31 protein-coding genes are annotated in these 19,949 nt (G+C 32.8%); all 31 read right to left on the bottom strand.

The genetic code is table 11. The features are described from left to right. Window positions 1–459, bottom strand: a 459-nt coding sequence (locus tag I2D69_RS17925; RefSeq protein ID WP_195380338.1) for a hypothetical protein, incomplete at its 3' end; no start/stop codon positions are given. A gap of 204 nt (window positions 460–663) precedes the next feature. Next, window positions 664–1,011 carry a GntR family transcriptional regulator gene (locus I2D69_RS17930; protein ID WP_117844181.1) on the bottom strand — a complete coding sequence of 116 codons (348 nt, stop codon included), beginning with the start codon at window positions 1,009–1,011 and terminating at the stop codon, window positions 664–666. Between the two features lie 22 nt (window positions 1,012–1,033). After that, window positions 1,034–1,306: a metalloregulator ArsR/SmtB family transcription factor gene (locus I2D69_RS17935; RefSeq protein WP_243000378.1), complete on the bottom strand. Its 273-nt coding sequence runs from the start codon at window positions 1,304–1,306 to the stop codon at window positions 1,034–1,036. 26 nt (window positions 1,307–1,332) lie between these two features. Continuing rightward, window positions 1,333–2,907 carry an ABC transporter permease gene (locus tag I2D69_RS17940; protein ID WP_117844183.1) on the bottom strand — a complete coding sequence of 525 codons (1,575 nt, stop codon included), beginning with the start codon at window positions 2,905–2,907 and terminating at the stop codon, window positions 1,333–1,335. Next, on the bottom strand, window positions 2,904–3,614 hold the full coding sequence (locus tag I2D69_RS17945; RefSeq protein WP_055172394.1) for an ABC transporter ATP-binding protein: 711 nt from the start codon (window positions 3,612–3,614) through the stop codon (window positions 2,904–2,906). Before I2D69_RS17945 ends, I2D69_RS17940 begins: the two co-directional genes overlap by 4 nt. Before the next feature lie 106 nt (window positions 3,615–3,720). Beyond that, entirely contained in the window at window positions 3,721–4,017 is a 297-nt protein-coding gene (locus tag I2D69_RS17950) for a DUF1648 domain-containing protein (protein WP_055172391.1), read from the bottom strand. A gap of 5 nt (window positions 4,018–4,022) precedes the next feature. Continuing rightward, on the bottom strand, window positions 4,023–4,631 hold the full coding sequence (locus I2D69_RS17955; RefSeq protein WP_064773969.1) for an SdpI family protein: 609 nt from the start codon (window positions 4,629–4,631) through the stop codon (window positions 4,023–4,025). Next, window positions 4,615–4,905 carry an autorepressor SdpR family transcription factor gene (locus I2D69_RS17960; protein ID WP_055172388.1) on the bottom strand — a complete coding sequence of 97 codons (291 nt, stop codon included), beginning with the start codon at window positions 4,903–4,905 and terminating at the stop codon, window positions 4,615–4,617. The genes I2D69_RS17955 and I2D69_RS17960 overlap by 17 nt, the downstream gene beginning before the upstream one ends. Before the next feature lie 138 nt (window positions 4,906–5,043). After that, entirely contained in the window at window positions 5,044–6,033 is a 990-nt protein-coding gene (locus I2D69_RS17965; protein ID WP_243009850.1) for an alpha/beta hydrolase, read from the bottom strand. Next, window positions 6,017–6,460 carry a hypothetical protein gene (locus tag I2D69_RS17970; protein ID WP_055173349.1) on the bottom strand — a complete coding sequence of 148 codons (444 nt, stop codon included), beginning with the start codon at window positions 6,458–6,460 and terminating at the stop codon, window positions 6,017–6,019. The genes I2D69_RS17965 and I2D69_RS17970 overlap by 17 nt, the downstream gene beginning before the upstream one ends. 3 nt (window positions 6,461–6,463) lie before the next feature. Further along, window positions 6,464–7,207, bottom strand: a complete 744-nt coding sequence (locus I2D69_RS17975) for a hypothetical protein (RefSeq protein WP_147343036.1) — start codon at window positions 7,205–7,207, stop codon at window positions 6,464–6,466. Beyond that, a complete protein-coding gene (locus I2D69_RS17980) occupies window positions 7,188–7,748 on the bottom strand; it encodes a sigma-70 family RNA polymerase sigma factor (protein WP_055173361.1) in 561 nt (186 codons plus the stop codon). Before I2D69_RS17980 ends, I2D69_RS17975 begins: the two co-directional genes overlap by 20 nt. Window positions 7,749–8,006: 258 nt before the next feature. Further along, on the bottom strand, window positions 8,007–8,336 hold the full coding sequence (locus tag I2D69_RS17985) for a winged helix-turn-helix domain-containing protein (RefSeq protein WP_055173346.1): 330 nt from the start codon (window positions 8,334–8,336) through the stop codon (window positions 8,007–8,009). Between the two features lie 96 nt (window positions 8,337–8,432). Beyond that, window positions 8,433–8,801 carry a hypothetical protein gene (locus I2D69_RS17990; RefSeq protein ID WP_195380339.1) on the bottom strand — a complete coding sequence of 123 codons (369 nt, stop codon included), beginning with the start codon at window positions 8,799–8,801 and terminating at the stop codon, window positions 8,433–8,435. A gap of 14 nt (window positions 8,802–8,815) precedes the next feature. Further along, window positions 8,816–9,472 carry a hypothetical protein gene (locus I2D69_RS17995; protein ID WP_195380340.1) on the bottom strand — a complete coding sequence of 219 codons (657 nt, stop codon included), beginning with the start codon at window positions 9,470–9,472 and terminating at the stop codon, window positions 8,816–8,818. A 94-nt stretch (window positions 9,473–9,566) separates the two neighbouring features. After that, window positions 9,567–9,704 carry a hypothetical protein gene (locus I2D69_RS18000; protein WP_158555573.1) on the bottom strand — a complete coding sequence of 46 codons (138 nt, stop codon included), beginning with the start codon at window positions 9,702–9,704 and terminating at the stop codon, window positions 9,567–9,569. 8 nt (window positions 9,705–9,712) lie between these two features. After that, entirely contained in the window at window positions 9,713–9,850 is a 138-nt protein-coding gene (locus I2D69_RS18005) for a hypothetical protein (protein WP_158555574.1), read from the bottom strand. 12 nt (window positions 9,851–9,862) lie between these two features. Next, window positions 9,863–10,000 carry a hypothetical protein gene (locus I2D69_RS18010; RefSeq protein WP_195380341.1) on the bottom strand — a complete coding sequence of 46 codons (138 nt, stop codon included), beginning with the start codon at window positions 9,998–10,000 and terminating at the stop codon, window positions 9,863–9,865. A gap of 11 nt (window positions 10,001–10,011) precedes the next feature. Beyond that, entirely contained in the window at window positions 10,012–10,149 is a 138-nt protein-coding gene (locus I2D69_RS18015) for a hypothetical protein (protein ID WP_158555575.1), read from the bottom strand. A 12-nt stretch (window positions 10,150–10,161) separates the two neighbouring features. Continuing rightward, window positions 10,162–10,299, bottom strand: coding sequence for a hypothetical protein (locus I2D69_RS18020; RefSeq protein WP_158555576.1), 138 nt, complete (start codon window positions 10,297–10,299; stop codon window positions 10,162–10,164). 12 nt (window positions 10,300–10,311) lie between these two features. Further along, entirely contained in the window at window positions 10,312–10,449 is a 138-nt protein-coding gene (locus I2D69_RS18025) for a hypothetical protein (protein WP_158555576.1), read from the bottom strand. A gap of 201 nt (window positions 10,450–10,650) precedes the next feature. Further along, the gene (locus tag I2D69_RS18030) at window positions 10,651–13,221 is read right to left on the bottom strand and encodes an ABC transporter permease (protein WP_195380342.1); all 2,571 of its coding nucleotides are present in this window, start codon (window positions 13,219–13,221) and stop codon (window positions 10,651–10,653) included. Between the two features lie 20 nt (window positions 13,222–13,241). Continuing rightward, window positions 13,242–13,910, bottom strand: a complete 669-nt coding sequence (locus I2D69_RS18035; protein ID WP_117689869.1) for an ABC transporter ATP-binding protein — start codon at window positions 13,908–13,910, stop codon at window positions 13,242–13,244. A gap of 85 nt (window positions 13,911–13,995) precedes the next feature. Further along, a complete protein-coding gene (locus tag I2D69_RS18040) occupies window positions 13,996–14,700 on the bottom strand; it encodes a hypothetical protein (protein WP_195380343.1) in 705 nt (234 codons plus the stop codon). A gap of 2 nt (window positions 14,701–14,702) precedes the next feature. Then, complete coding sequence (locus tag I2D69_RS18045) at window positions 14,703–15,908, bottom strand: radical SAM protein (protein ID WP_055173333.1); 1,206 nt, start codon at window positions 15,906–15,908, stop codon at window positions 14,703–14,705. 15 nt (window positions 15,909–15,923) lie between these two features. Further along, a complete protein-coding gene (locus I2D69_RS18050) occupies window positions 15,924–16,550 on the bottom strand; it encodes an ABC transporter ATP-binding protein (protein ID WP_064773981.1) in 627 nt (208 codons plus the stop codon). Window positions 16,551–16,555: 5 nt separating this feature from the next. After that, entirely contained in the window at window positions 16,556–17,497 is a 942-nt protein-coding gene (locus tag I2D69_RS18055; protein ID WP_055173329.1) for an ABC transporter ATP-binding protein, read from the bottom strand. Further along, the gene (locus I2D69_RS18060) at window positions 17,454–17,888 is read right to left on the bottom strand and encodes a hypothetical protein (protein WP_195380344.1); all 435 of its coding nucleotides are present in this window, start codon (window positions 17,886–17,888) and stop codon (window positions 17,454–17,456) included. The genes I2D69_RS18055 and I2D69_RS18060 overlap by 44 nt, the downstream gene beginning before the upstream one ends. A gap of 34 nt (window positions 17,889–17,922) precedes the next feature. Continuing rightward, the gene (locus I2D69_RS18065) at window positions 17,923–18,486 is read right to left on the bottom strand and encodes a S8 family serine peptidase (protein ID WP_195380345.1); all 564 of its coding nucleotides are present in this window, start codon (window positions 18,484–18,486) and stop codon (window positions 17,923–17,925) included. Beyond that, a complete protein-coding gene (locus I2D69_RS18070) occupies window positions 18,479–19,513 on the bottom strand; it encodes a radical SAM protein (protein ID WP_055173325.1) in 1,035 nt (344 codons plus the stop codon). The genes I2D69_RS18065 and I2D69_RS18070 overlap by 8 nt, the downstream gene beginning before the upstream one ends. 138 nt (window positions 19,514–19,651) lie before the next feature. Further along, window positions 19,652–19,789: a hypothetical protein gene (locus I2D69_RS18075; protein WP_155512149.1), complete on the bottom strand. Its 138-nt coding sequence runs from the start codon at window positions 19,787–19,789 to the stop codon at window positions 19,652–19,654. Window positions 19,790–19,949: the final 160 nt, after the last annotated feature.

Consider the following 19,949-nt stretch of genomic DNA (forward strand, 5'->3'; position numbering starts at 1 on the left):
ATCCGGATATATATAAAAGGAAATATTGGAATTTTCATTATATATCCATTTTATTAATTCAACACTTTGATAAAAATTTTTATCCGTAATATATACTATTACGTTCAAATCTTCGATTTTTTGTAATAGGAATTTTAGTTTTGAATACATTGAGATTTCAAGATTAAAACTATCAAATTTTAAAAAATATTGAAATGTCTGATCAATATTCAATTTTTCTATTTGTTCTTCAGTTATTTCAAAAAAGTCCATTTCAATCTGAGAACACTGAACAAGTATTTGCTTCTTAATCCTATCAATAGTAGAAAAATCATCTACATCTTTAGGATTTATGTACCTTATTTTAATGGGATCTAATTCACATACTTTTTTTTCGATAATATGCTGTACAATTTTGCCATAAGATCCTGTTTTCATATCCCATTGTAATACAACTGGTTCTTTTAAATACCCTGCCATTACATCTCCCCCTAACTTCTACTTATTCATATACAAATCACTAAAATTCTCTCTCACTTGTTGACTTATTATATCATGACACTTTTTATATTCTGACAACCTGTCATAATCTGGCCTTTATCTGTAATAAATCAGACAAAATTTTTATTTATAAAAAAATCGCATTACCAACAATACAAAATATTATTAGTAATACGATTTCTTTTATCTTTTAAAAACACTTTCTTTTTTCAACTGTTTCGTTAATAAGTTTTGAACCTCTATCTTAGAATATCCCAGCAAACTCATTTTATCAAAGAAATTTTGTATTTCTTGTCTTACACATTTTTGACGAATGCAGGAAATATTATGGCATACATAAAATCTGCTTGTTCTATTTTTGCATATAATTTGCTGTTCTCTTAAAACATGTAAAGCTCGAAGAACTGTTGCAACATTAATCTCATAATTCTGTGCTAATTTTCTTGCACTTGGTAGCTTTTCATCTTCTTTGAATTTTCCATTAAATATATCCTCTTTAAGTTTCTTTGAAATTTCTATATATTTTCCCATAAGAATTCACCTCTAATACTTACTATCCACATTTAAACCAGTTCTTTATATATTCCCATTCTGGTTGATTAAGTGAATAATACACAGTAAGCCCTTGCTTCTTTCGCACCAGTATTTTACTTTTAGTCAATACCTTTAAATGATACGATATAGTAGCTCCCGTTAAATCAAAATGTTTTATTATATCTCCAGCGCACAAGCTCTCCTCTTCCAGTAAAAGAAGTATATTTCTCCTTATTCTATTAGATAATACTTTAAAATAGTAATCTAATTTTTCTTCACTGTTTCCCATCATAACACCTCATAAAATTTGAATAAAATCTAAAAGTTATTACTTATCTTCTTCATAAACTGTATTATTAAAAAGGCAAAAGCAAATAAAATACAAGCCACTATGTACGATGCGCTCCAAATACTATGTCCAAATATTTTTATAATACACCATATCATACCAACTCCAATCAGACAGCTCAAACATATTGTAGAAATAGCCGGTATGCTTTGTTTAACAATATAGATTATATTTTCCCATTCATAGTTAGGAAATAATAGGTTTATAAATAATCCCAATGCTCCGGCAAAGGCGGAGAATGAAAGTGGCAAAATAAAGCACAAAAAATATTCATAGCTATTCATATGGTAAGTAATCCCTAAAATAATCGTTGCTAAACATATCATCGGTACTGTTAAAGAAAGATGAAATAAGTATTTTGCAGTAAGTAACTCTTTTATCGATACAGGAAAGGATTTTAATACTTCTCTATTCTTTCCCTCAATAGATATATTTGCATAACTTACATTAGTTAAAATGATCATAAGGCTCATAGCGTAACTGTATAAAACCATAGGATCTTGAATTTCCAGAAGCTCACTAATTAAATTAAAATATGCAGTTACCTTTTCTGACGCTATAGATGAATATATTACAAACAGTAGAAGCAAAACATTTCCCAACATTGTATTTATCAAATAAATAGGAATTGAAAGATACCTCTTTATTTCACGTTTCCAGAGGGAATATATTTTTCTATTTTTTTTGAATGATAAATTCAGTGAACTTCCTTTCTGTTGATTTATTTGCAAATTTATATATCTTTTCTTATAGTTTTTAGAGATGTAAATAATTAGCACAGTGCCACTTATTAATGCAACCACAGATGCCAATGCAGCACCTACTTTATATGTAAAAAATACTCCTCCAACCAAATAAGTAATATCTACTTTTGTAAGGATATGCCTATAAATGCTATTCAAATCTACCTTTCCAAAGAAAAAAAACATAAAAAACATAAAAGCAAAAAGTATTACCATGTACAAAATACTACGGACAAAAACTTGTGATTTATAAATATTTACAATCTGTTTATATAAAATATATCCTGATATTACCCCTAGTAGCATTGGAATAATTGGAAAAATAAATATTTGAAGGCAATCCAAAATTCCAAATAATATACTATGTAGCAATATCGTATATCGAAGAATCGGAATAATCAAAAAAGCTAAAGATATAATGACTCCCCATAAGTATAGAAAAAAAATTTTTGCTAAAACTATACAAATAGTCTTTACGGGATAAGAAAATAATATATCACTACTTCTATCCGAATATAACATTCCACTGCCCTTCAAAAGTGAAGAAAAAAATATAATAAGAAAAGCAAGTAAACCTAATGGATTAATTAAATATTCTAGAATTTCTTGTGGCTTCTCAAATTCCATACAAACCTGATACATATTTCCAAATAAATATGTACCACATACTCCTATGCACAAAACAACTGCACAAAAAATTAATAAATATCTTTTTTTTTCTTTTTTATCTCCATAAAATAAAGTGTTGAATTTAAATATTTCTTGTGCCTGTTTAAAAATAAGAATTTTAAATATTTTCATATCCTATTCAACTCCATAAATATATCTTCCAAATCACTTGTTCCTAAAATCTCTCTTATTTCGCCACATCTAAGCAGTTGTCCATTTTGAATAATAGCAATTTTATTGCACGTCTTCTCTACAACATCAAGAATATGACTTGAAAATAAAACAGAGCCACCAGAATTGCAGAGTTCTTTCATAAGCAGCTTTAATTCAACAAATGCTTCAGGATCTAGACCTACAAATGGTTCATCTAAAATTAATAAAAGCGGTTCATGAGCCAAAGCGCCTATTAAACTAATTTTCTGTTTCATACCATGTGAATAAGAGCCTATTAAGTCATTTAACTTATCTTTCATACCTAATCGCTCCGATAATTCAATAATTTTATTCTTCCTAGTATGTGTTGATACATCATAAATATCACATACAAAATTTAAATATTGCAGACCTGTTAAGTATGTTTCCAACACAGGCGAGTCAGGAACATAGGCCATTCTTTTTTTACATTCTATCGGATTTGATTTAATTGATATTCCATTTAGAAGAATATCTCCGGAATCAAAGTCGTGAATAGTAAGACAAGCCTTTAATGTAGTTGTTTTTCCTGCACCATTTTTCCCTATAAATCCATACAAATCTCCATCTTCTATAGTTATACTTAAATTTTTCACTGCTTGTTTTCCATTTGGATATGTTTTTGTTAAATTTCTAATTTCAAGCATAAAAACTCTCCTTTAAACTCGCCCATCATTTTGAAAATTTTCAAAATGATGGGCAAAAAAATTATCATTCCATTTTCTACCATTAACATTGCTTTTTGGTACTTTTCTAAATTGCCAGTACGATTACTGCAACTGCCAAAACAACTGCAATTACAGGTATTAAATAAAACATAAATTTGCGTTTTTCCTGCTTATGAAGCAAAGAAAAACTAGCTACTCCATTAATCAATGCACAAATAACGGGAATTCCAAACACAACAATAGGTTTTGGCAATGTAGAATCCACATTACCAGCGGAATCAAAATGAATTGGTACATCCATAGGGAGTTTCCCCCAAAAAAGGCCTAAAATCAACACTGTTGCAAGACAAATTGCACTTCCAATAATCACATGTTTTTTCATTTCATTTACCTCCTTTTCATATATACTAACATTAGAGAATACACTAATGGCAGAATCCCAACCAGTATAATAACTAATGGAATGATCACTATTTTTAACGGACTAATAAAAAGTTGAAAAATACATAAAAAACCTGCTAATATCCATGTATAACCTGCTAACCGATGTGTTTTATCCCAACTTTTCTCATCATGCAATAACCAGGGGAACTTTAAACCTATATACGGATTCATTTGATTTTTAGGAAAATAGTTTCCACTTACTATAAAAACCAAGCCTACAAAAACATAAACAGCACTGTCTGTAAATAAAGAATCAGGAAAAATTCTAGAATGAATGGATATTATCACAAAAAAAAGTGATGTAAACGGCATAATCCATTTTCCTAATCTAACTAAAAATTTTGCTCCCCTTTTTTTACAAACTGTAAAATTTAATCCTATATTCAAAATAATATTAAAAATAATTATAGCTAATAAAAATAATCCAACATAAAAATCCTGAGTTAATATTCTCTCTGCTAAATAAAAATGACAAAATATCCCATAAATAATTACCGTACAGGCACATATTAAAGTAGTTATTAATAGTGTATTTTTATCTTTTTTTCTCATTATCAACATCCCCTTCATTAAATTGCATACACCAGAGCACAATATCTTCGAATACAGACACATTCAGCTTGTAATATATATACTTTTGTTGTCTATTTTCGAATATCAAATCAGCCTTTTTTAACAAAGACAGATGATATGAAATTGTCGCATTGGAAATATCAAATTCTGCTGCAATTTCTCCTGCAGACAGTTCTCCTCTTTTTTTTAACATTATCAATATGTCTCGACGTATTGGATCACTTAATGCTTTAAATACATTGGGTAAGCCCATCTTTATCACCACATTTACATTTCGATTTTTTTCTAAATGTCTTTTTCTTCATTATATGCACCTATTTTATAATTGTCAATACATTTTTAATATAAAATATATCTACCTCCATTCCCGGATTGATAGAATTTTTTTATACTACCTTGCAAATTTACATGTAAGGTCTACTATCATCTCTTTCTGCTCAAAATGCAGATAATGTCCCCCTGTTAACGTTATTAATTCACTCTCTTGATTATCGCCCATCACACTTTTATGTAGCTTTTCCCATTCTGGAAAAATTTCACAATTGTCTTTTGAAACAAAGTTTAGCACTGGCACTTCTTTCGGAAATTTCATGTTCCGCACTATCTTCAGATTATTTTCTACCTGTTTTAATTCATTCATTACAGTCTTGTTATAAGAAGTATCAAGGGAAAGTATCCGAAAAACTTCTAAGTCTTCCTGTGAATAAGAATAATTCTGGTCTGCATAGATAGCCTTTTCCGGATTTCCAATTGAAAATATCCGGCTAATTCCCAACACATTTTTTGTTTTACTTAAATAGGCCATCAGAAGATTTAATTTTGTTGTATCAAAGGGTTCATTCTCATTTTGCTTTGGTACAGAAGAATCTATCCCTATAAAACCACGAACTTCCTCTGGATAAGTATTAGCATAATACAGGGAATACAATCCGCTAATAGAATGAGCCATCAGATAATATCGGCGAACTCCAATCTTCTCTAAACAGGCATGTAATTCCTCTACGATATTCTCTATGCTTCTTTCTGTATCTGCGGGATCAGACAGTCCATAACCAAAAGGCTCCATTGTAATCACTTTACATGTCTTTCCTAATTCCTCAGCTAAAGGTCTAAACTCTAATACCGGAGAAGGAGATCCCAGTCCTGGGAGTAATACAATAACTGGAGTTTCTTCTGCTTGCAAACCAGCAATTTCCACAGTCATCTTTTTCCCATTGACTTTAACTGCCTTGCCATAAGCAGCTTGTATCTTTGGTATTTCTCTCCTTTTACAAAAATAGTTCCATGTGATCCCCATGCAGCATAGAATCAGAATTACAATAACCAACCACTTTATTATTTTAAATATTTTCCTTCTCATAATTTTAGAAACTAATTTCACCTCCCGTTACTTTCACTGTTTTAGATCCACTATTGGTTACATAGAATCTATAATATCCACTAGACGGTATTGTAAATGATGTTTTATGGGAAGTTCCTGAACCGCTATACTTTTGGGTTCTACTTCCATTCTGATTGATATACCCCATCTTTACAGAGGAAGATACATTCAAGTTTACCCGAAAAGTAACAGTAGTACCTCCACTCACATAAAACATAGAGCCATTGGAGTCATAAAAGGATACCGTTTTCCCACTTTCAATACTAATTTGCTGTAGTCCCATTCTATCCTCTATCTGATCTTTATATAAATCTTCTCTACAAATACTATAAGTTGTTATATTTCTTACATTATCGGCTGCTGAAACTGGCATAGCAACCAGGCAAATAAGCCCTAATATTCCCAAAAATATTCTTGTTTTTTTCATCTTTCACTTTCCCCTTTCTACAGTCAATATTCCTTGCGAAATCGTTACTCTGTCACTAGATACATTTTTTAAATATACACCATATTGTCCTGATTTAGGAATATCCAGGATTATCTTATTTTCTGTTTCTGATATAACCTTCTCATCTATCACCTCTCCATTAAAAATATATCCAATCTCCAATGTTCTTGCTTTACCTCTCTCATCACTATCAGACTGTATGAAATCTAATATAAAAGTATCCCCTGTTTTCATATTCCAAGTATCTCCATCAAAATCTGTAAGAACAATCATGGTTCCGTTATCCAAATAACACTCTGGCACTGATCCATTACGCTCTGTTTTGAATTCCATAATATATTTTGCAATAGGAATTCCATCTTTATATAAATTTTCTGGTAAAATCATGTCCGTTTCCACTTCCATTTGTATAGCTCCGCTGTTTTCCTTTTCATATAAAGCAAGTCCATTCTGATTTTCTAAAACCACTTCCTCATTATTTTTGATTTCACCTGCAGATTTTAAAACTTCATGTGCCCCAACAGTGATTCCTCCAATTCCCATTGCCGCTACCAAAACAGCTATATATCTCCTGCGATTTCTTTTGGCTTTGGTGTGACCTATCTCAAGAAAAACAATTTCTTTTATTCGCTTCTCACTTTCAATATTTTTATGTTGCATTTCATTTTCAAATAGTTCACAGGAATTATCAAACATTTCACTTATTTTAAATTTCACTGGCATCATATCCCTCCTCCAGAAGAATCCTTTTCAGAATTTCTCTTCCTCTCCGCAGACGGGTCTTTACTGTTTGAGGATTCATTTTTAATATTTCTGCAATCTCTTCTATTTTTTTATACCGATAATAGTACATAATAAAAATTGCTTTATCTTTCTCTTTCAGCTTTTCCAATGTTCTTCCAATAATCAACTGCTGCTCCTTTTGTAAAATCAATCTTTCTACATCACCATCGATCAAAAGAATATCATCATTAAGCTCCAAAATTCCCCCACGATATGAACGTAACCAATCTTTTGCCTTGTTTCTTGCAATCATAGCCAAATAAGATTTAATACTGCTATACTGTTTATAATTAATGCGCTCTGCTGTTAGCCATAGGGAAATAAAGGTATCAGCAACCACCTCCTCTATATCTTCCTTAGTTCCCTTTTTGTGCAGCAATTCCCAGACAATACATGTAATATAAGCACTATATAAATCAATGATTTTCCCTAATGCCCTCTCATCTTTCTTCTTTAGTTTTCTCATTAAAATAATTTCATCCATTGTCCAAATCCCATCTGCCTGTTTTTTATCAATACGTATAAAAATGGAATTTGGTTTCAAAAAGTCCCTTTAACTTTAATATTTAATTTTGAAATTCTTTTATCTATATCCTACTTGTATAAAAATTTCAAAACGGAAATAGGAGCTTAAATCTGAACTACAGATTTAAAGCTCCTAAACTTTTTATAATTCTATAATTATCATCTACTTTATTACATTTATAGGAAAGTCAAAATTGTATGCATGATATATATATACTTATAACTTCTTCAGTCTATACCCCACATTGACCAACGTTTCGATAATATCATATCCCATCTTTTTTCTTATCTTCCATATCACATATTCTACTGTTCTGTATGGTATCTGATCATCATGATAATGAATCCCCCATACAGAATGATAAATATTTGTCTTTGGCATTACCCAGTTTGGTTTTAAAGCCAGTAGGTACAAAACTTCAAATTCCCTGGGCGTCAGGTCTATCTCCTTTCCTTCGTAGATAACCTGATAGGACATTGGATTTAACTGTAATTTCCCGTTGCCCAACACTACATTCTCTTTATATTCTGGAAAAACATACTTCATGTGTATGCCTCCTCTTGATTTGTAAATTCAACTTTTCTCATTCCAGAAAGAAATACTGGACGAAAACTCCTCGCCCAGCACTTCTTCAATTATCAGTTATTTTAATGCACTCTCTATATCCTCCGCTGCTTTTTCTATAATTTGAAGATACTCCTGGAGCTTTTCAGACTGGATATTTTCCTTTTCTGCAAGTGAATTGATTAGAAAGCAACTTGTTTTTATGCAGCTTAGCGGATTTCGGATATTGCTCTGCAGTTCCGCCCGCATAGTACGATAATCATTTTCTATATTCAGTGTCCTTGTTACTGCCCTCTCACAAATATCCAGCAGTTGATTGATACACTCTGCCAACTCTTGCACCGGATCATTCAAATACCTGCACCTAACTCTTTGTTCCAAACATTGTTCAGAAAGAATACCATTCAAATCATTTAACAGCAGTCTACATTCTCTATCACATTCCATTTCTACAGCTCCATTCATGCACGATAATCAATAATAGAAAATTCCTTTTTCTCAGGTCGGTATTTGTATATAAGATCATAAGCACCATAATTTTCTTCTAAATCTTCACTTATGTAAAGAGCAGATATTCCCAAACTTTTTGCTGCATGATAAGTAAGTATTGCAAGTTCTGCCTTGCTTTGCTCTTGCATTCTTTTGAATAAATCGAATATCACAACAACCTTTCTGCCTCCAGAAAAGGCACGCGCACAGATACATCTCATTTTTTCTCTATGATTAAGATCCGAAGGATATTTTTGTAATAAGTGGCCTATGTCAAAAGCCTTAACCAATTCCTCTATATTGGATTTATCTCCATCTAACAGACTTGGCATAGAAATGTTTTCTTCAACCGTCATAAATTCAATCAGCGGAAACTCTTCTGCCGCTATTCCAAACAAGCGCCTGTTTAAAAGAGAACGACTATTTTCGTCCAAATCAAGCCAGTCTTTATTACATACAAATATCTCTCCTGTTTTCGGTTTTTTATATCCGCAAAAGATTTCAAAAAGTATCCGTCCAAAATTTTCCCCACACATAAAATAGCAAACTTCTTTGGAATTTACCTCAATGTTTAAATTTTGTATATAGGCTTCCTCATCTGCCATATTTTCAACTAGAAATGGATACATAGTTTCTCTCCCTTTGTATTAAAAAGGCACTAGATAACAGAAAATTCTTACCTAGTGCCTTTTTCTAAACTGCCTTTGTCTGTATTTGCAAGTTTTACCACCAGCTAGTTACTACTGCTGTACAGTTATTGTATCCACTCTCCATACAATCGTGTAAACAGTCATCAGGATCACAGTACTGTACTTCAATTTCAAATATTTCTTCCTGTACTGTTCTTTTTAATTTCTCCATAATAACTCCTATCTCCAACCGGTAATAATCGCATCACAGTTATTGACCCCTGAGTGTATGCAATCATGCAGACAATCATCAGGATCACAATACTGTACTTCAATTTCAAATGTTTCTTCCTGTACCATTTTTTCTAATTCCTTCATAATGACTCTCCTTTATCTCCAACCGGTAATAATCGCATCACAGTTATTGACCCCTGAGTGTATGCAATCATGCAGACAATCATTAGGATCACAATACTGTACTTCGATTTCAAATGTTTCTTCCTGTACTACTTTTTCTATTTCCTTCATAATGGCCTCCTTTATCTCCAACCGGTAATAATCGCATCACAGTTATTGACCCCTGAGTGTATGCAATCATGCAGACAATCATTAGGATCACAATACTGTACTTCGATTTCAAATGTTTCTTCCTGTACTACTTTTTCCATTTCCTTCATAATGGCCTCCTTCTATCTCCAACCGGTAATAATCGCATCACAGTTATTAGTTCCTGAGTGTATACAATCGTGCAGACAATCATCAGGATCACAATACTGTACTTCGATTTCAAATGTTTCTTCCTGTACTACTTTTTCCATTTCCTTCATAATGGCCTCCTTCTATCTCCAACCGGTAATAATCGCATCACAGTTATTAGTTCCTGAGTGTATACAATCGTGCAGACAATCATCAGGATCACAATACTGTACTTCGATTTCAAATGTTTCTTCCTGTACTACTTTTTCCATTTCCTTCATAATGGCCTCCTTCTACCTCCAACCGGTAATAATTGCATCGCAGTTATTAGTTCCTGAGTGTATACAATCATGTAGGCACTCGTCTGGATCGCAATACTGCACTTCGATGTCGAATGTTTCTTCCTGTATTACTTGCTCTAAAATCCTCATACTCTTTCGCCTCCTTTCCAAGTAATTTTATATTTAATAAACTTAAATATCCTATCCCTCAATTCTAAGTTTTTCTACAATACTGCCTTTGCTAAATACCTTATATAATAATTTAGGTAAAAATATTGTTAGTATAACAATAATTCCACCTATAAGAATAGCTGGCCATATTACCATATTAAAATGCATAAACCATGTATCTTTACAAATCGGACCAATCAATAAAAATCCCGATACTAACGAACACACTAAGCCTAAAAGAGCTGCATAAACAGAATATAGCAGGCTTTCTCCTGTTATCAAAACTTTAATCTGTTTTTTGCTCATTCCCACACTTTCCATTATGGCAAATTCTCTTCTCCGACTCAAAATATTTGCAATTGTTAAATTCAAAAAATTGATAAGACCTGAAATTCCAATAATACAACTAACAACAATTCCCACTGCATAAATTGTATTTTTCATACTTTCCATATCCTGTTTTATCAACTCAGCAGAATTAAATCCAACTTTTCCTTCAAAATTTTCAACGAATACTTCAATCTCCGATGAAATTTGTTTCATATTTTTTTCATCGACATTGAATGTATAATTCATGATTGTTGGATTTTGATATAAATCTACAAATGATTTTGAGGAAAGGTAGAACATCGGTGCATCTCCTCCAACAATATTTATACCTGTCGTCATATTAGGAGCCTCATATTCTGTCGGGCTAACATACGCATGTGCAATAACCGTATAAAGTTTTTCCTCACCATCAACAAAAGCCTTTATTTTATCACCTAAATTGCATTGAAATTTTCTCGTATCTTTTGAAGTACGTGAAACTGGCAATGCTTCTATCAAGAAATTCTCTTGCTCCATTTTATGAAAAATACTATTCTGCTCTATACCTGCAATAGAGTCTACTAAATTCATTCTCTGGTAAACATTTTCATCTATTCCATAGACATTACAAATTGGAAAATTATTATTTCCCAGTATTACACGCCCATTTTCTGTAGCTACCATCTTCACTCCATTTTCAGATATAATTTCATCTTGTATTGGTGCATTATAATCAAATGTAACGTTTAAATCATCTAATGTATTTTTATATATAATCCCTTCCGCATTAATTTTAAAGTTTGCCTTAATGCTATCTATTACTTGGGGTTCTAAACCATCACTATGTCGTGTATAACCTTTTAAATTATTAAATAGATTACCACTTCCGATTTCAATATCCGCAGCACTTTGTAATTCAACCCCTTTTTCTATACTAATACTATTTGCCAGAATAAAAACTGAATTAAAAAACACACAACATAATGCAATAGATATAACAATAAAAATACTTCTTTTTTTGTTTCTTCTAAAATTATCATTTGCCATTTTAATTATGCTAAATTTATGCGTTTTTTTCTTTTTCTTATTTTTTCTTATTCCCGTTTCCCTTATAGCTACCAATGGGGAAATTTTAGATATAGTACGTAATGGTTTACCAATACTTATTTTAACCGTTACAATCGTAAATATCGTTGCCACAACAAAAATCAACGGATTTGGTGCTATTACTATTTCTGTTTTTAAATATTCACTTGCAATAGTATTCACTGCAAACGGTAAAATAGATTTACCGATAAAATACCCTGTAACTAAACCAACTGGTATTCCTAGCACAAGTAACCACAATGTCTGGATTTTAACAAGTAATGCAATCTGAGATTTCGTCGTACCAATAGTTTTAAGTAGTCCATAATTTTTTATATCCTGCATAGCTGAAATAGAATAAATATTATTAATAAGCAAGAAGCCTGCCAAAATAAATAAAACTATAAAGATAATCACTGCGCCAATCACAGAAAAGTCCAATTGTGGATTTGTAATTGAATTCACTGCACCAGATACAACATCTTTTCCTTTTTGCTCGTTAAAACCTTCAATGATCTTATTTATTTGTTGCTCCACGTTCTTTTTAGATTCAAAAATCACCTCTGAGAAATACGTTCCAGCATATTCCATGTCCTCATCGTATGTATAGGGAAACAAAGATTCATTTTTATTCATAAACTCCTCTGACACTAGCAATACACTAACTTGTGAATTTCTAGCTTCCCACCATCCGGAAACTGTCATTTCATAAACATAATGCTCTTCTCTTAAATCAAATTCTATCCTGACCTTTTCTCCTACTTTGGGTGTTACTCCTAAACTTTCTAATGCTTTATCTGTAGTAGCAATTTCATTAGCCTTTTTCGGTGCTTTCCCATGCGTTGGCCTATTAAAAGTTAATTCTTGCTCTATTTGATCCATATAATCAATTTCAACATTATGATTCTTTGTATTACTTGCAAATCCTATCGGTCTTCGACAACCACTAACTTTTATGTTGCTATTTTCCTGCAACTGCTCAAACTCATTTTTTGTTAAATATCTTATATCTCCGTCTGCTTTACTTCCCTTTTGCATCTGCATAGTAGTCTGTATTGATTGATATGTTCCCGTACAGATTGTTAACATAGAAGTAAATAGCATAGTGGTTAGTATAATTGCCAAAATAGTAATTATATTTCGTGTTTTACTTTTTCCAAAATTCTTTTTTGCAAGATTAAAGATACACTTTTTATTTCTAGTCAAATACACCGCATTCCCTCCCATTATGCGTCTATAATTTTCCCGTCCTGAATTCTAATAATTCTATCCGCCATTTGAGCCAAATTCATATTATGCGTAATCATAACAATAGTCTGACAAAATCGCTGACTTGTTTGTTTCAATAAGCCCATTACTTCAAGACTTGATTGTGTGTCAAGATTTCCTGTCGGTTCGTCAGCCAAGATGATAGCCGGTTTTGTAATCAAAGCTCTGGCAATTGCAACCCTCTGTTGTTGTCCACCTGAGAGATTTCCAGGAAGATTCTCCAATTTTTTATCAATGCCCAAAATTGTAACAATTTTGTTCAAAAAATCTTTATCTATATCATTTCCGTCTAATTCCACTGGAAAGACAATATTTTCATAAACATTTAATGTTGGAATTAAATTATAATTTTGAAAAACAAAGCCAATGTTCCTTCTGCGAAAAACCGTTAGTTCTTCTTCATTTAATTGTCCTATTTTTTTGCCTTTTACTAAAACACTCCCAGAAGTTGGTATGTCTAATCCACCAATCATATTTAATAATGTAGATTTTCCACTCCCTGAAGCGCCAACAATAGCAACAAATTCACCTTCTTCTATCTCTAAAGAAACCCCATCTAAAGCTTTTGTAATATATTCACCGGAATCATAATATTTTTTCAATTCCTTTGTTTCAAGTATAGTCATGCTATTACTTCCTCCATCCTAGAATTTTTAGTTTTTATAAATCCATAACCATATAGGGTTTAAGATTTCCTTTATATCCATAATCTCACCTTCCTATGCTATTGAAAAACTCCTCTATTTCTACAGAGTCAAAATAAAATTCTGTAATTTTTCCATTTGAAATTCGATATAAAGCCGGAACTCCTGCAATTAACATATCTTCGTATTTTGTAATAGAAGCATAATCAATTTCTGGTGTCTGAATATCCGTATAGATATCCCCTACCTGTGAACCAGGGAATGCCGGAATATCCTCTGGAGTAATGGTTACAAAATTGAAACGCATACGTTTTCCGTAATCATTCTTCATATTTTGATATTTTTCTTCCGATTCGCCTGGTAAAAATACCTTGTTTCCATCACTGTCCACATATCCTATCTTTTTGTTATATTTGGATCGCGTTGCCGCCCAGTTATATTTCTGTAAAGGGCGATTTTCTCTTAAAGCATAATCTACAAAATATACATTATCATTTTCTGCCGCAAAATTCAGCATTTTATCTTTTACCTGATTACAAAACGGACACTGAACCATGTAAAAGTAAACGTAGTAATCCTCCTGATTCTGGTTAAACATATCCTTCAAATTGATTTTTGTAACATTTTCGTATGGATCTTCCTCTGAAGCCACGATAGCAGGCTCTTCCCCTGTTGAATAAGCAAGAACGCTCTCTGTATTGAAAGATACTGTCATCACTGTAGCCGCTGTTAATAACCCTACTGTTTTTAAAAGTCTTTTTCTATTCTTCATAACTAATTCCCCCATAATAATTTTTCTAAATGTCCTTTTTGTTTTTCACAAAACTTCTGGAAGATTTCCTCATCACTCTGCATTCCCAGAGTAAAATTAATACAAGAATGGCAAAACAGGTTCACATCACAGTCCTTACATTTTTCCATTCTCCAAGGTCTTAACTTCTCCAATTCCTCTTTCCATGCCGGGTTCTCAATAATTTCTATAATCGGTGTTTCCAACAGATTTCCCATAAAAAGATTTTCCAAATTGCTAAGTGGAGCACAAGGATATACATCTCCGTTTTCACTGATATTTAACTCCTTTTTACCCGGCTGACATAATGAACATCTTAAATGCTGCTTTTCCAATTTCTCTATGTACTCCATTGGTGGAAGCAATTCTCTTTGGTTCTCTTCTCCTCTTCCTGAAGGAGCAAATCTTCGGATTAATGGTTTTACATCTAACTCTTCACATAATTTATAAAAATCCTGATCATGTCCATAGGTGTATTTTGTTTCCAACATGGAAACAGATACTTTTTCCATTCCAGCTTCTTTTAATTTTTTGATCCCGGCAATCACCCGGTCATAAATCCCTTCTCCTCGCACTTTTGTGCAGCTATAGGAATCAAAACCATCAAGACTGACGGAAACACCATCAACATTCTTTTTAATGATTTCCATAAGCCGGTCATTCAGCAGCAACGCATTTGTAGACAAGGTAATTGCACCTTTATAATTTCCTCTTAAATATTCCAGTATCTCACAAAAGTCAGAACGAATTAACGGTTCTCCTCCTGTTAAGTTGATTTCTTTTGGGTTTAAAATTAATACCTGATTAATTGCCTTTTTCCAGTTTTCCGTATTCATGTGGTCTACTTCTTCTATACAAGCAGACGCCACACAATGTTTACATCTTAGATTACACCTGTTGGTTAAAGAAAGATATACAATCTGATACGGATAGGTTATCTCATTTTTCATCTGTTCTTCCGAAATGTAAAAATGAATCCGGCACAGTTCCTGAAATAACTTATAGGCATTTTTCTTTACCACAGTATCTTCTTCCTTAATGGTAAACTCCCCATTGTTCTCTTCCAGATATTTTTCAAGATACTGAAAATAAGCCTCTGAGGTTTTTACAAATCCTCCGTTTCTAGTGTTACACAAAACGACTCTTTCTTCACGTACTAAAACTTTTGCATTTGGACTTCTCATGTACATACTCGGTTCCCTCCTTTACAACTCAATAATAAAGTCTGCACTTTTTTCTGCATCCGCTTCATGCGAAAATAAAATAATAATACTATTCTGTTTTAAGTGTTCTATCATATCATAAAATTCTTTTTTAGAAACACTATCCAGGTTTGATGTCGGTTCATCAAAAATATATACAGAGCGTTCCCTACATACTGTCCGGATAATACCAATTTTCTGCGCCTGCCCACCTGAAACACTTCCAGTATCAATAAGTTCCGACTCTAATGTACGCCCCATTTCTTCCAAATCTTTATAAAATGATAATAAGGAAATATACTTTTCTACTGAAATAGGATCGTTTAGAGCAATATTATTTCTTATGGTGTCACGAAAAATGGGCGGCTTTTGAAAACAAATCCCTATTGTTTCTGCAAGTGCTTCCCTGGAAAAATTAGTAATGCTTTTCCCATCTAATAGTATAGTTCCTGAAAAGTCATTCCAAATTTTTAACAGGATACCAGCCAGTGTACTTTTTCCTGAACCATTTTTCCCTTTAATCAGATAAATAGAGCCCTTCTCAAGACACATATTCAAATTTTTTTTATACACTTTTACTTCTTTATAACTGAAATTTACATCTTTTATTTCAATTTTTGATATATCCATTTGCTTCACCCTACAATCTCATTAATTCGGTCCATTGATACTTTTGCTTTTTGGAACTGTCCAATTACAAGCATGATTGAGGACAGTGGATTAAACATTCTTTGTGTGTACATAATAATCACTGTCAGCTCTCCAAACTGTACCTGTCCGTTAATCACCATAACACCACTGATCGCCAGTACAATCAAAAAAGTAGCGGTACTAATGAGCTGCGGTACTGAACGATTATAGGCCATTAACATATTTTGCTTTAGGATTTCATTTCGCAAAGAAGTTTCATTCCTGCAAAATTTATCTATATAATAATTTCTTCCATTTAAAGCCAGATACTCGTAAAGATTACTTACAAATTCCTTAATCAAACCATTCCCAATATCCATTTTTCCCATTGCTTTTCTGGACTGCCCCATAATTTTTTTGTTAAAGAAAATCTGAATAGCAATAAGAATCGGATAAATCAAAAGCATAAACCAAAAGATAACCGGATTAATCTGTATTAAAATTACCGCTGTAATAATCACAGTCACAATTTGTATCAGCAGATCAGAAAGCATACGGGAAGATAACATTTCTATGTTATTAACATCTGCATTCATGCTGGTCATAAATAGATTTGATTTCTTCTCTATTTCCTTCCCATCAACCTGAAACATTGCTTGTATCAGCAATAACTTGATTTTAACAATAAAACCATTTGACATTTTGCAAAACAGATAACTCAATGCCAATGCTACTGTAATAGATACAAGCTGGCATATAGCCATATATGCAACATTGGAAATCACAGCCCCTGGATCTTTTGCCGGAACCGCCTTATCCAGAATATTGGTAATTAACTGAGGATAAATATAGGTCACTATAGCGTCCATAGCTACCAATATAATCCCAAACAGATAACCCCATTTATACTTTCGTATCTGCTCCAAAACAACATTCTTTTTCTTCATAACACACATTCCTTCTCAAATGTTCAACCAGATTATACAGGGTACAAACATCACCTACTTTTATGGTATGATAATCCAACTTCGTAATTTTTAATTCCCTATATATCCCACTGATAAAATCGTAAAAATTAAAGAAATTCACTCCTGTAATTTGGGAAAGAAATGGATACCTGCTGATTTCGTCAAGGGAAGATGTGCAGCCAAACTCTAACAATCTCCTATGTACTTTTTCCAAAATCATCTGTCCCACTTCATCAGTCTGGAGCTTTCCTACACACTCTAAATCAATTTCTTCTAAAGGATCATCTGTCTTTTCCAGTATGTTTAATGCCTCCTGTATGCTTTTTATATTCAGTGCTGTTTGCATAGCTCTGGCCAGAAGACCTGCCACATAAGCATTTCCCTTTGAAGTTCCCTTAAAAAAATTATATCGTCCGGATTTTCCTGCAACAAATATCCGCCAGAACCTGAACGCTTGCCGCCCTGTCTACAAGAACTTTTTTCTTTGCATCTGGTAATAATTCTCCAACACCAATCACACTTTTATAAATTGCCGGTATGGTATCCTTTGCATTATTACATTCCGAAGCACAGATAATCTTTCCCTGTTTTTCCAGGTCATTACAAATATCCCTCAATTCCTTTTCCATAGTAGGATTAAGCATTTGTGTTACGGAAAGGCTTAAACAGATAAGATCTACCGGTAGTTCCCTGCACTTTTCCAGCGCAGCAAGCAGTAAAGAACTGGTCGTTTTTCCTAATTCATTTACAATTTTTATAGGATAAAATTGTGCCTGCTCTGCAAATTGTAAGATACAATCAATGCAGTTGGTTCCATGACCAAAAACATCATCAAAATTTTCCTCTTCAATAACTCCATCTTCTTCTGCACTCTTTTGAAAAGAAAATCCCTGAATTACATGCTCCATGATTTCCTGATTTTGTGTATCTACACCGGAGTCTACAACTACCACTTTTGGACTATACATGGAATCCCTCCAATATATATTTGTACTTTTTATAAATCCGATAAACAATATCTCTTTCATTGCACTGGAAAGCAGAAACAGTATAGTAATCTCCGGTATATGCTTTATTAATCAGTTTACATACCTGACTGGAACAATTCTGTTTAAATGTACAATCTCCGCACCCTGTCACTGGAATTTCGTTAATCTTATGGAGAGCCTCCAATTTTTCCGGTTGCAATCCTTTCCAAACATCTCCCAGCCAATAATCCACTTTATCAGCAGCTAATGCACATGGGTAAATTCCACCATCCGCAGATATATGGAATGTATTTGTTCCACCGTCACAGCCAGTACGTCTTCTGAAGGTTGCCTCTTTAATATTAAATAATAAATACTGCGCTGCTTTTTTATCTTTTTCTATCATATAGTCCATGATTTTTTCGTAGTTTTCATAATATATCTGCATATCTTGTTGGTTCCATGCAGCTCCGGCATCTAATGCAAAAGTTACTACTCCCATATCCATCTGATCCAGATAAATATAATTTTCAGCCATAACTGGAAGGGTTTCCTTATTGACAGTCATTCTGACCCGAATGTATTCACCTTGCTCTTTTAAAAACTTTAAGGTTTCCACTACTTTATCAAAGGAAGACTCGCCATTTGGATAAATACGGTTTGTATCATTTGTTTTCCTATTTCCATCAATGCTTACAGAAATCTGTACCTTACCCTTTATAAAATCGTAAATATCCTTTTCAAACACTGTTCCATTTGTTGTCATTGTAAAAATGATATGACCATCATATCGCTCTTTTAAGGTTTCTACAATATACCGAATAACATCAAAATTCAGTAATGGCTCACCACCATGTAAAGCCACATTAATCCGTTTTCCTGCTGCAACAGTTTCATCAAATTTATTAGTAAAATATTTGATTGTCTGTTCTGCGGTTTCCAATGTCATTGTTTTAGGCTGCTTATGTACATAGCAGTATTTACAAGCTAAATTGCATCTTTCGGTTACCCAGAATGTAATATTCATACGGTTTCCCCCTTTCTTATGGAATTAGTATACTTACAAAATCTTACCAAATTATTACACCAGGAAAATATGTATAAAAGCAAAAGTGTCCCTGTAGGAAAATCCTACAGGGACAGCAATTAAATTTTCTTGGTATTTCTACCAATATAATGTTACCACCTCATTACAATAGTTGGGAACATTCAGCTTGCAGTCGTGATAACAGTCATCTGGATCACAATACTGGGTTTCTACATCAAATAATTCTTCCTGCATTCTGATTTCTAATTTCTCCATAAAACTTCCTCCTTTACCACAACGAAGTGACATGTGTGTTGCACCAATCCGGTGATGTTAAACAATCATGTTCACAATCTTCCGGATCACAATACTGAACCTCTACATCAAAAGGCTCTTCCTGCATTCTCTTTTCAAGTTCTAACATATTATCCGCCTC

Source organism: Ruminococcus sp. D54t1_190329_F1 (genome assembly GCF_015551645.1).
Taxonomy (GTDB): domain Bacteria; phylum Bacillota; class Clostridia; order Lachnospirales; family Lachnospiraceae; genus Blautia_A; species Blautia_A faecis.

What these genes read in the sequence shown, in the direction of transcription:
- I2D69_RS17930 (WP_117844181.1), bottom strand. Translation starts at nt 1,011, where the DNA reads ATGGGAAAATATATAGAAATTTCAAAGAAACTTAAAGAGGATATATTT.
- I2D69_RS17935 (WP_243000378.1), bottom strand. Translation starts at nt 1,306, where the DNA reads ATGATGGGAAACAGTGAAGAAAAATTAGATTACTATTTTAAAGTATTA.
- I2D69_RS17940 (WP_117844183.1), bottom strand. Translation starts at nt 2,907, where the DNA reads ATGAAAATATTTAAAATTCTTATTTTTAAACAGGCACAAGAAATATTT.
- I2D69_RS17945 (WP_055172394.1), bottom strand. Translation starts at nt 3,614, where the DNA reads ATGCTTGAAATTAGAAATTTAACAAAAACATATCCAAATGGAAAACAA.
- I2D69_RS17950 (WP_055172391.1), bottom strand. Translation starts at nt 4,017, where the DNA reads ATGAAAAAACATGTGATTATTGGAAGTGCAATTTGTCTTGCAACAGTG.
- I2D69_RS17955 (WP_064773969.1), bottom strand. Translation starts at nt 4,631, where the DNA reads ATGAGAAAAAAAGATAAAAATACACTATTAATAACTACTTTAATATGT.
- I2D69_RS17960 (WP_055172388.1), bottom strand. Translation starts at nt 4,905, where the DNA reads ATGGGCTTACCCAATGTATTTAAAGCATTAAGTGATCCAATACGTCGA.
- I2D69_RS17970 (WP_055173349.1), bottom strand. Translation starts at nt 6,460, where the DNA reads ATGAAAAAAACAAGAATATTTTTGGGAATATTAGGGCTTATTTGCCTG.
- I2D69_RS17975 (WP_147343036.1), bottom strand. Translation starts at nt 7,207, where the DNA reads ATGATGCCAGTGAAATTTAAAATAAGTGAAATGTTTGATAATTCCTGT.
- I2D69_RS17980 (WP_055173361.1), bottom strand. Translation starts at nt 7,748, where the DNA reads ATGGATGAAATTATTTTAATGAGAAAACTAAAGAAGAAAGATGAGAGG.
- I2D69_RS17985 (WP_055173346.1), bottom strand. Translation starts at nt 8,336, where the DNA reads ATGAAGTATGTTTTTCCAGAATATAAAGAGAATGTAGTGTTGGGCAAC.
- I2D69_RS17990 (WP_195380339.1), bottom strand. Translation starts at nt 8,801, where the DNA reads ATGGAATGTGATAGAGAATGTAGACTGCTGTTAAATGATTTGAATGGT.
- I2D69_RS17995 (WP_195380340.1), bottom strand. Translation starts at nt 9,472, where the DNA reads ATGTATCCATTTCTAGTTGAAAATATGGCAGATGAGGAAGCCTATATA.
- I2D69_RS18000 (WP_158555573.1), bottom strand. Translation starts at nt 9,704, where the DNA reads ATGGAGAAATTAAAAAGAACAGTACAGGAAGAAATATTTGAAATTGAA.
- I2D69_RS18005 (WP_158555574.1), bottom strand. Translation starts at nt 9,850, where the DNA reads ATGAAGGAATTAGAAAAAATGGTACAGGAAGAAACATTTGAAATTGAA.
- I2D69_RS18010 (WP_195380341.1), bottom strand. Translation starts at nt 10,000, where the DNA reads ATGAAGGAAATAGAAAAAGTAGTACAGGAAGAAACATTTGAAATCGAA.
- I2D69_RS18015 (WP_158555575.1), bottom strand. Translation starts at nt 10,149, where the DNA reads ATGAAGGAAATGGAAAAAGTAGTACAGGAAGAAACATTTGAAATCGAA.
- I2D69_RS18020 (WP_158555576.1), bottom strand. Translation starts at nt 10,299, where the DNA reads ATGAAGGAAATGGAAAAAGTAGTACAGGAAGAAACATTTGAAATCGAA.
- I2D69_RS18025 (WP_158555576.1), bottom strand. Translation starts at nt 10,449, where the DNA reads ATGAAGGAAATGGAAAAAGTAGTACAGGAAGAAACATTTGAAATCGAA.
- I2D69_RS18035 (WP_117689869.1), bottom strand. Translation starts at nt 13,910, where the DNA reads ATGACTATACTTGAAACAAAGGAATTGAAAAAATATTATGATTCCGGT.
- I2D69_RS18040 (WP_195380343.1), bottom strand. Translation starts at nt 14,700, where the DNA reads ATGAAGAATAGAAAAAGACTTTTAAAAACAGTAGGGTTATTAACAGCG.
- I2D69_RS18045 (WP_055173333.1), bottom strand. Translation starts at nt 15,908, where the DNA reads ATGTACATGAGAAGTCCAAATGCAAAAGTTTTAGTACGTGAAGAAAGA.
- I2D69_RS18050 (WP_064773981.1), bottom strand. Translation starts at nt 16,550, where the DNA reads ATGGATATATCAAAAATTGAAATAAAAGATGTAAATTTCAGTTATAAA.
- I2D69_RS18055 (WP_055173329.1), bottom strand. Translation starts at nt 17,497, where the DNA reads ATGAAGAAAAAGAATGTTGTTTTGGAGCAGATACGAAAGTATAAATGG.
- I2D69_RS18065 (WP_195380345.1), bottom strand. Translation starts at nt 18,486, where the DNA reads ATGTATAGTCCAAAAGTGGTAGTTGTAGACTCCGGTGTAGATACACAA.
- I2D69_RS18070 (WP_055173325.1), bottom strand. Translation starts at nt 19,513, where the DNA reads ATGAATATTACATTCTGGGTAACCGAAAGATGCAATTTAGCTTGTAAA.
- I2D69_RS18075 (WP_155512149.1), bottom strand. Translation starts at nt 19,789, where the DNA reads ATGGAGAAATTAGAAATCAGAATGCAGGAAGAATTATTTGATGTAGAA.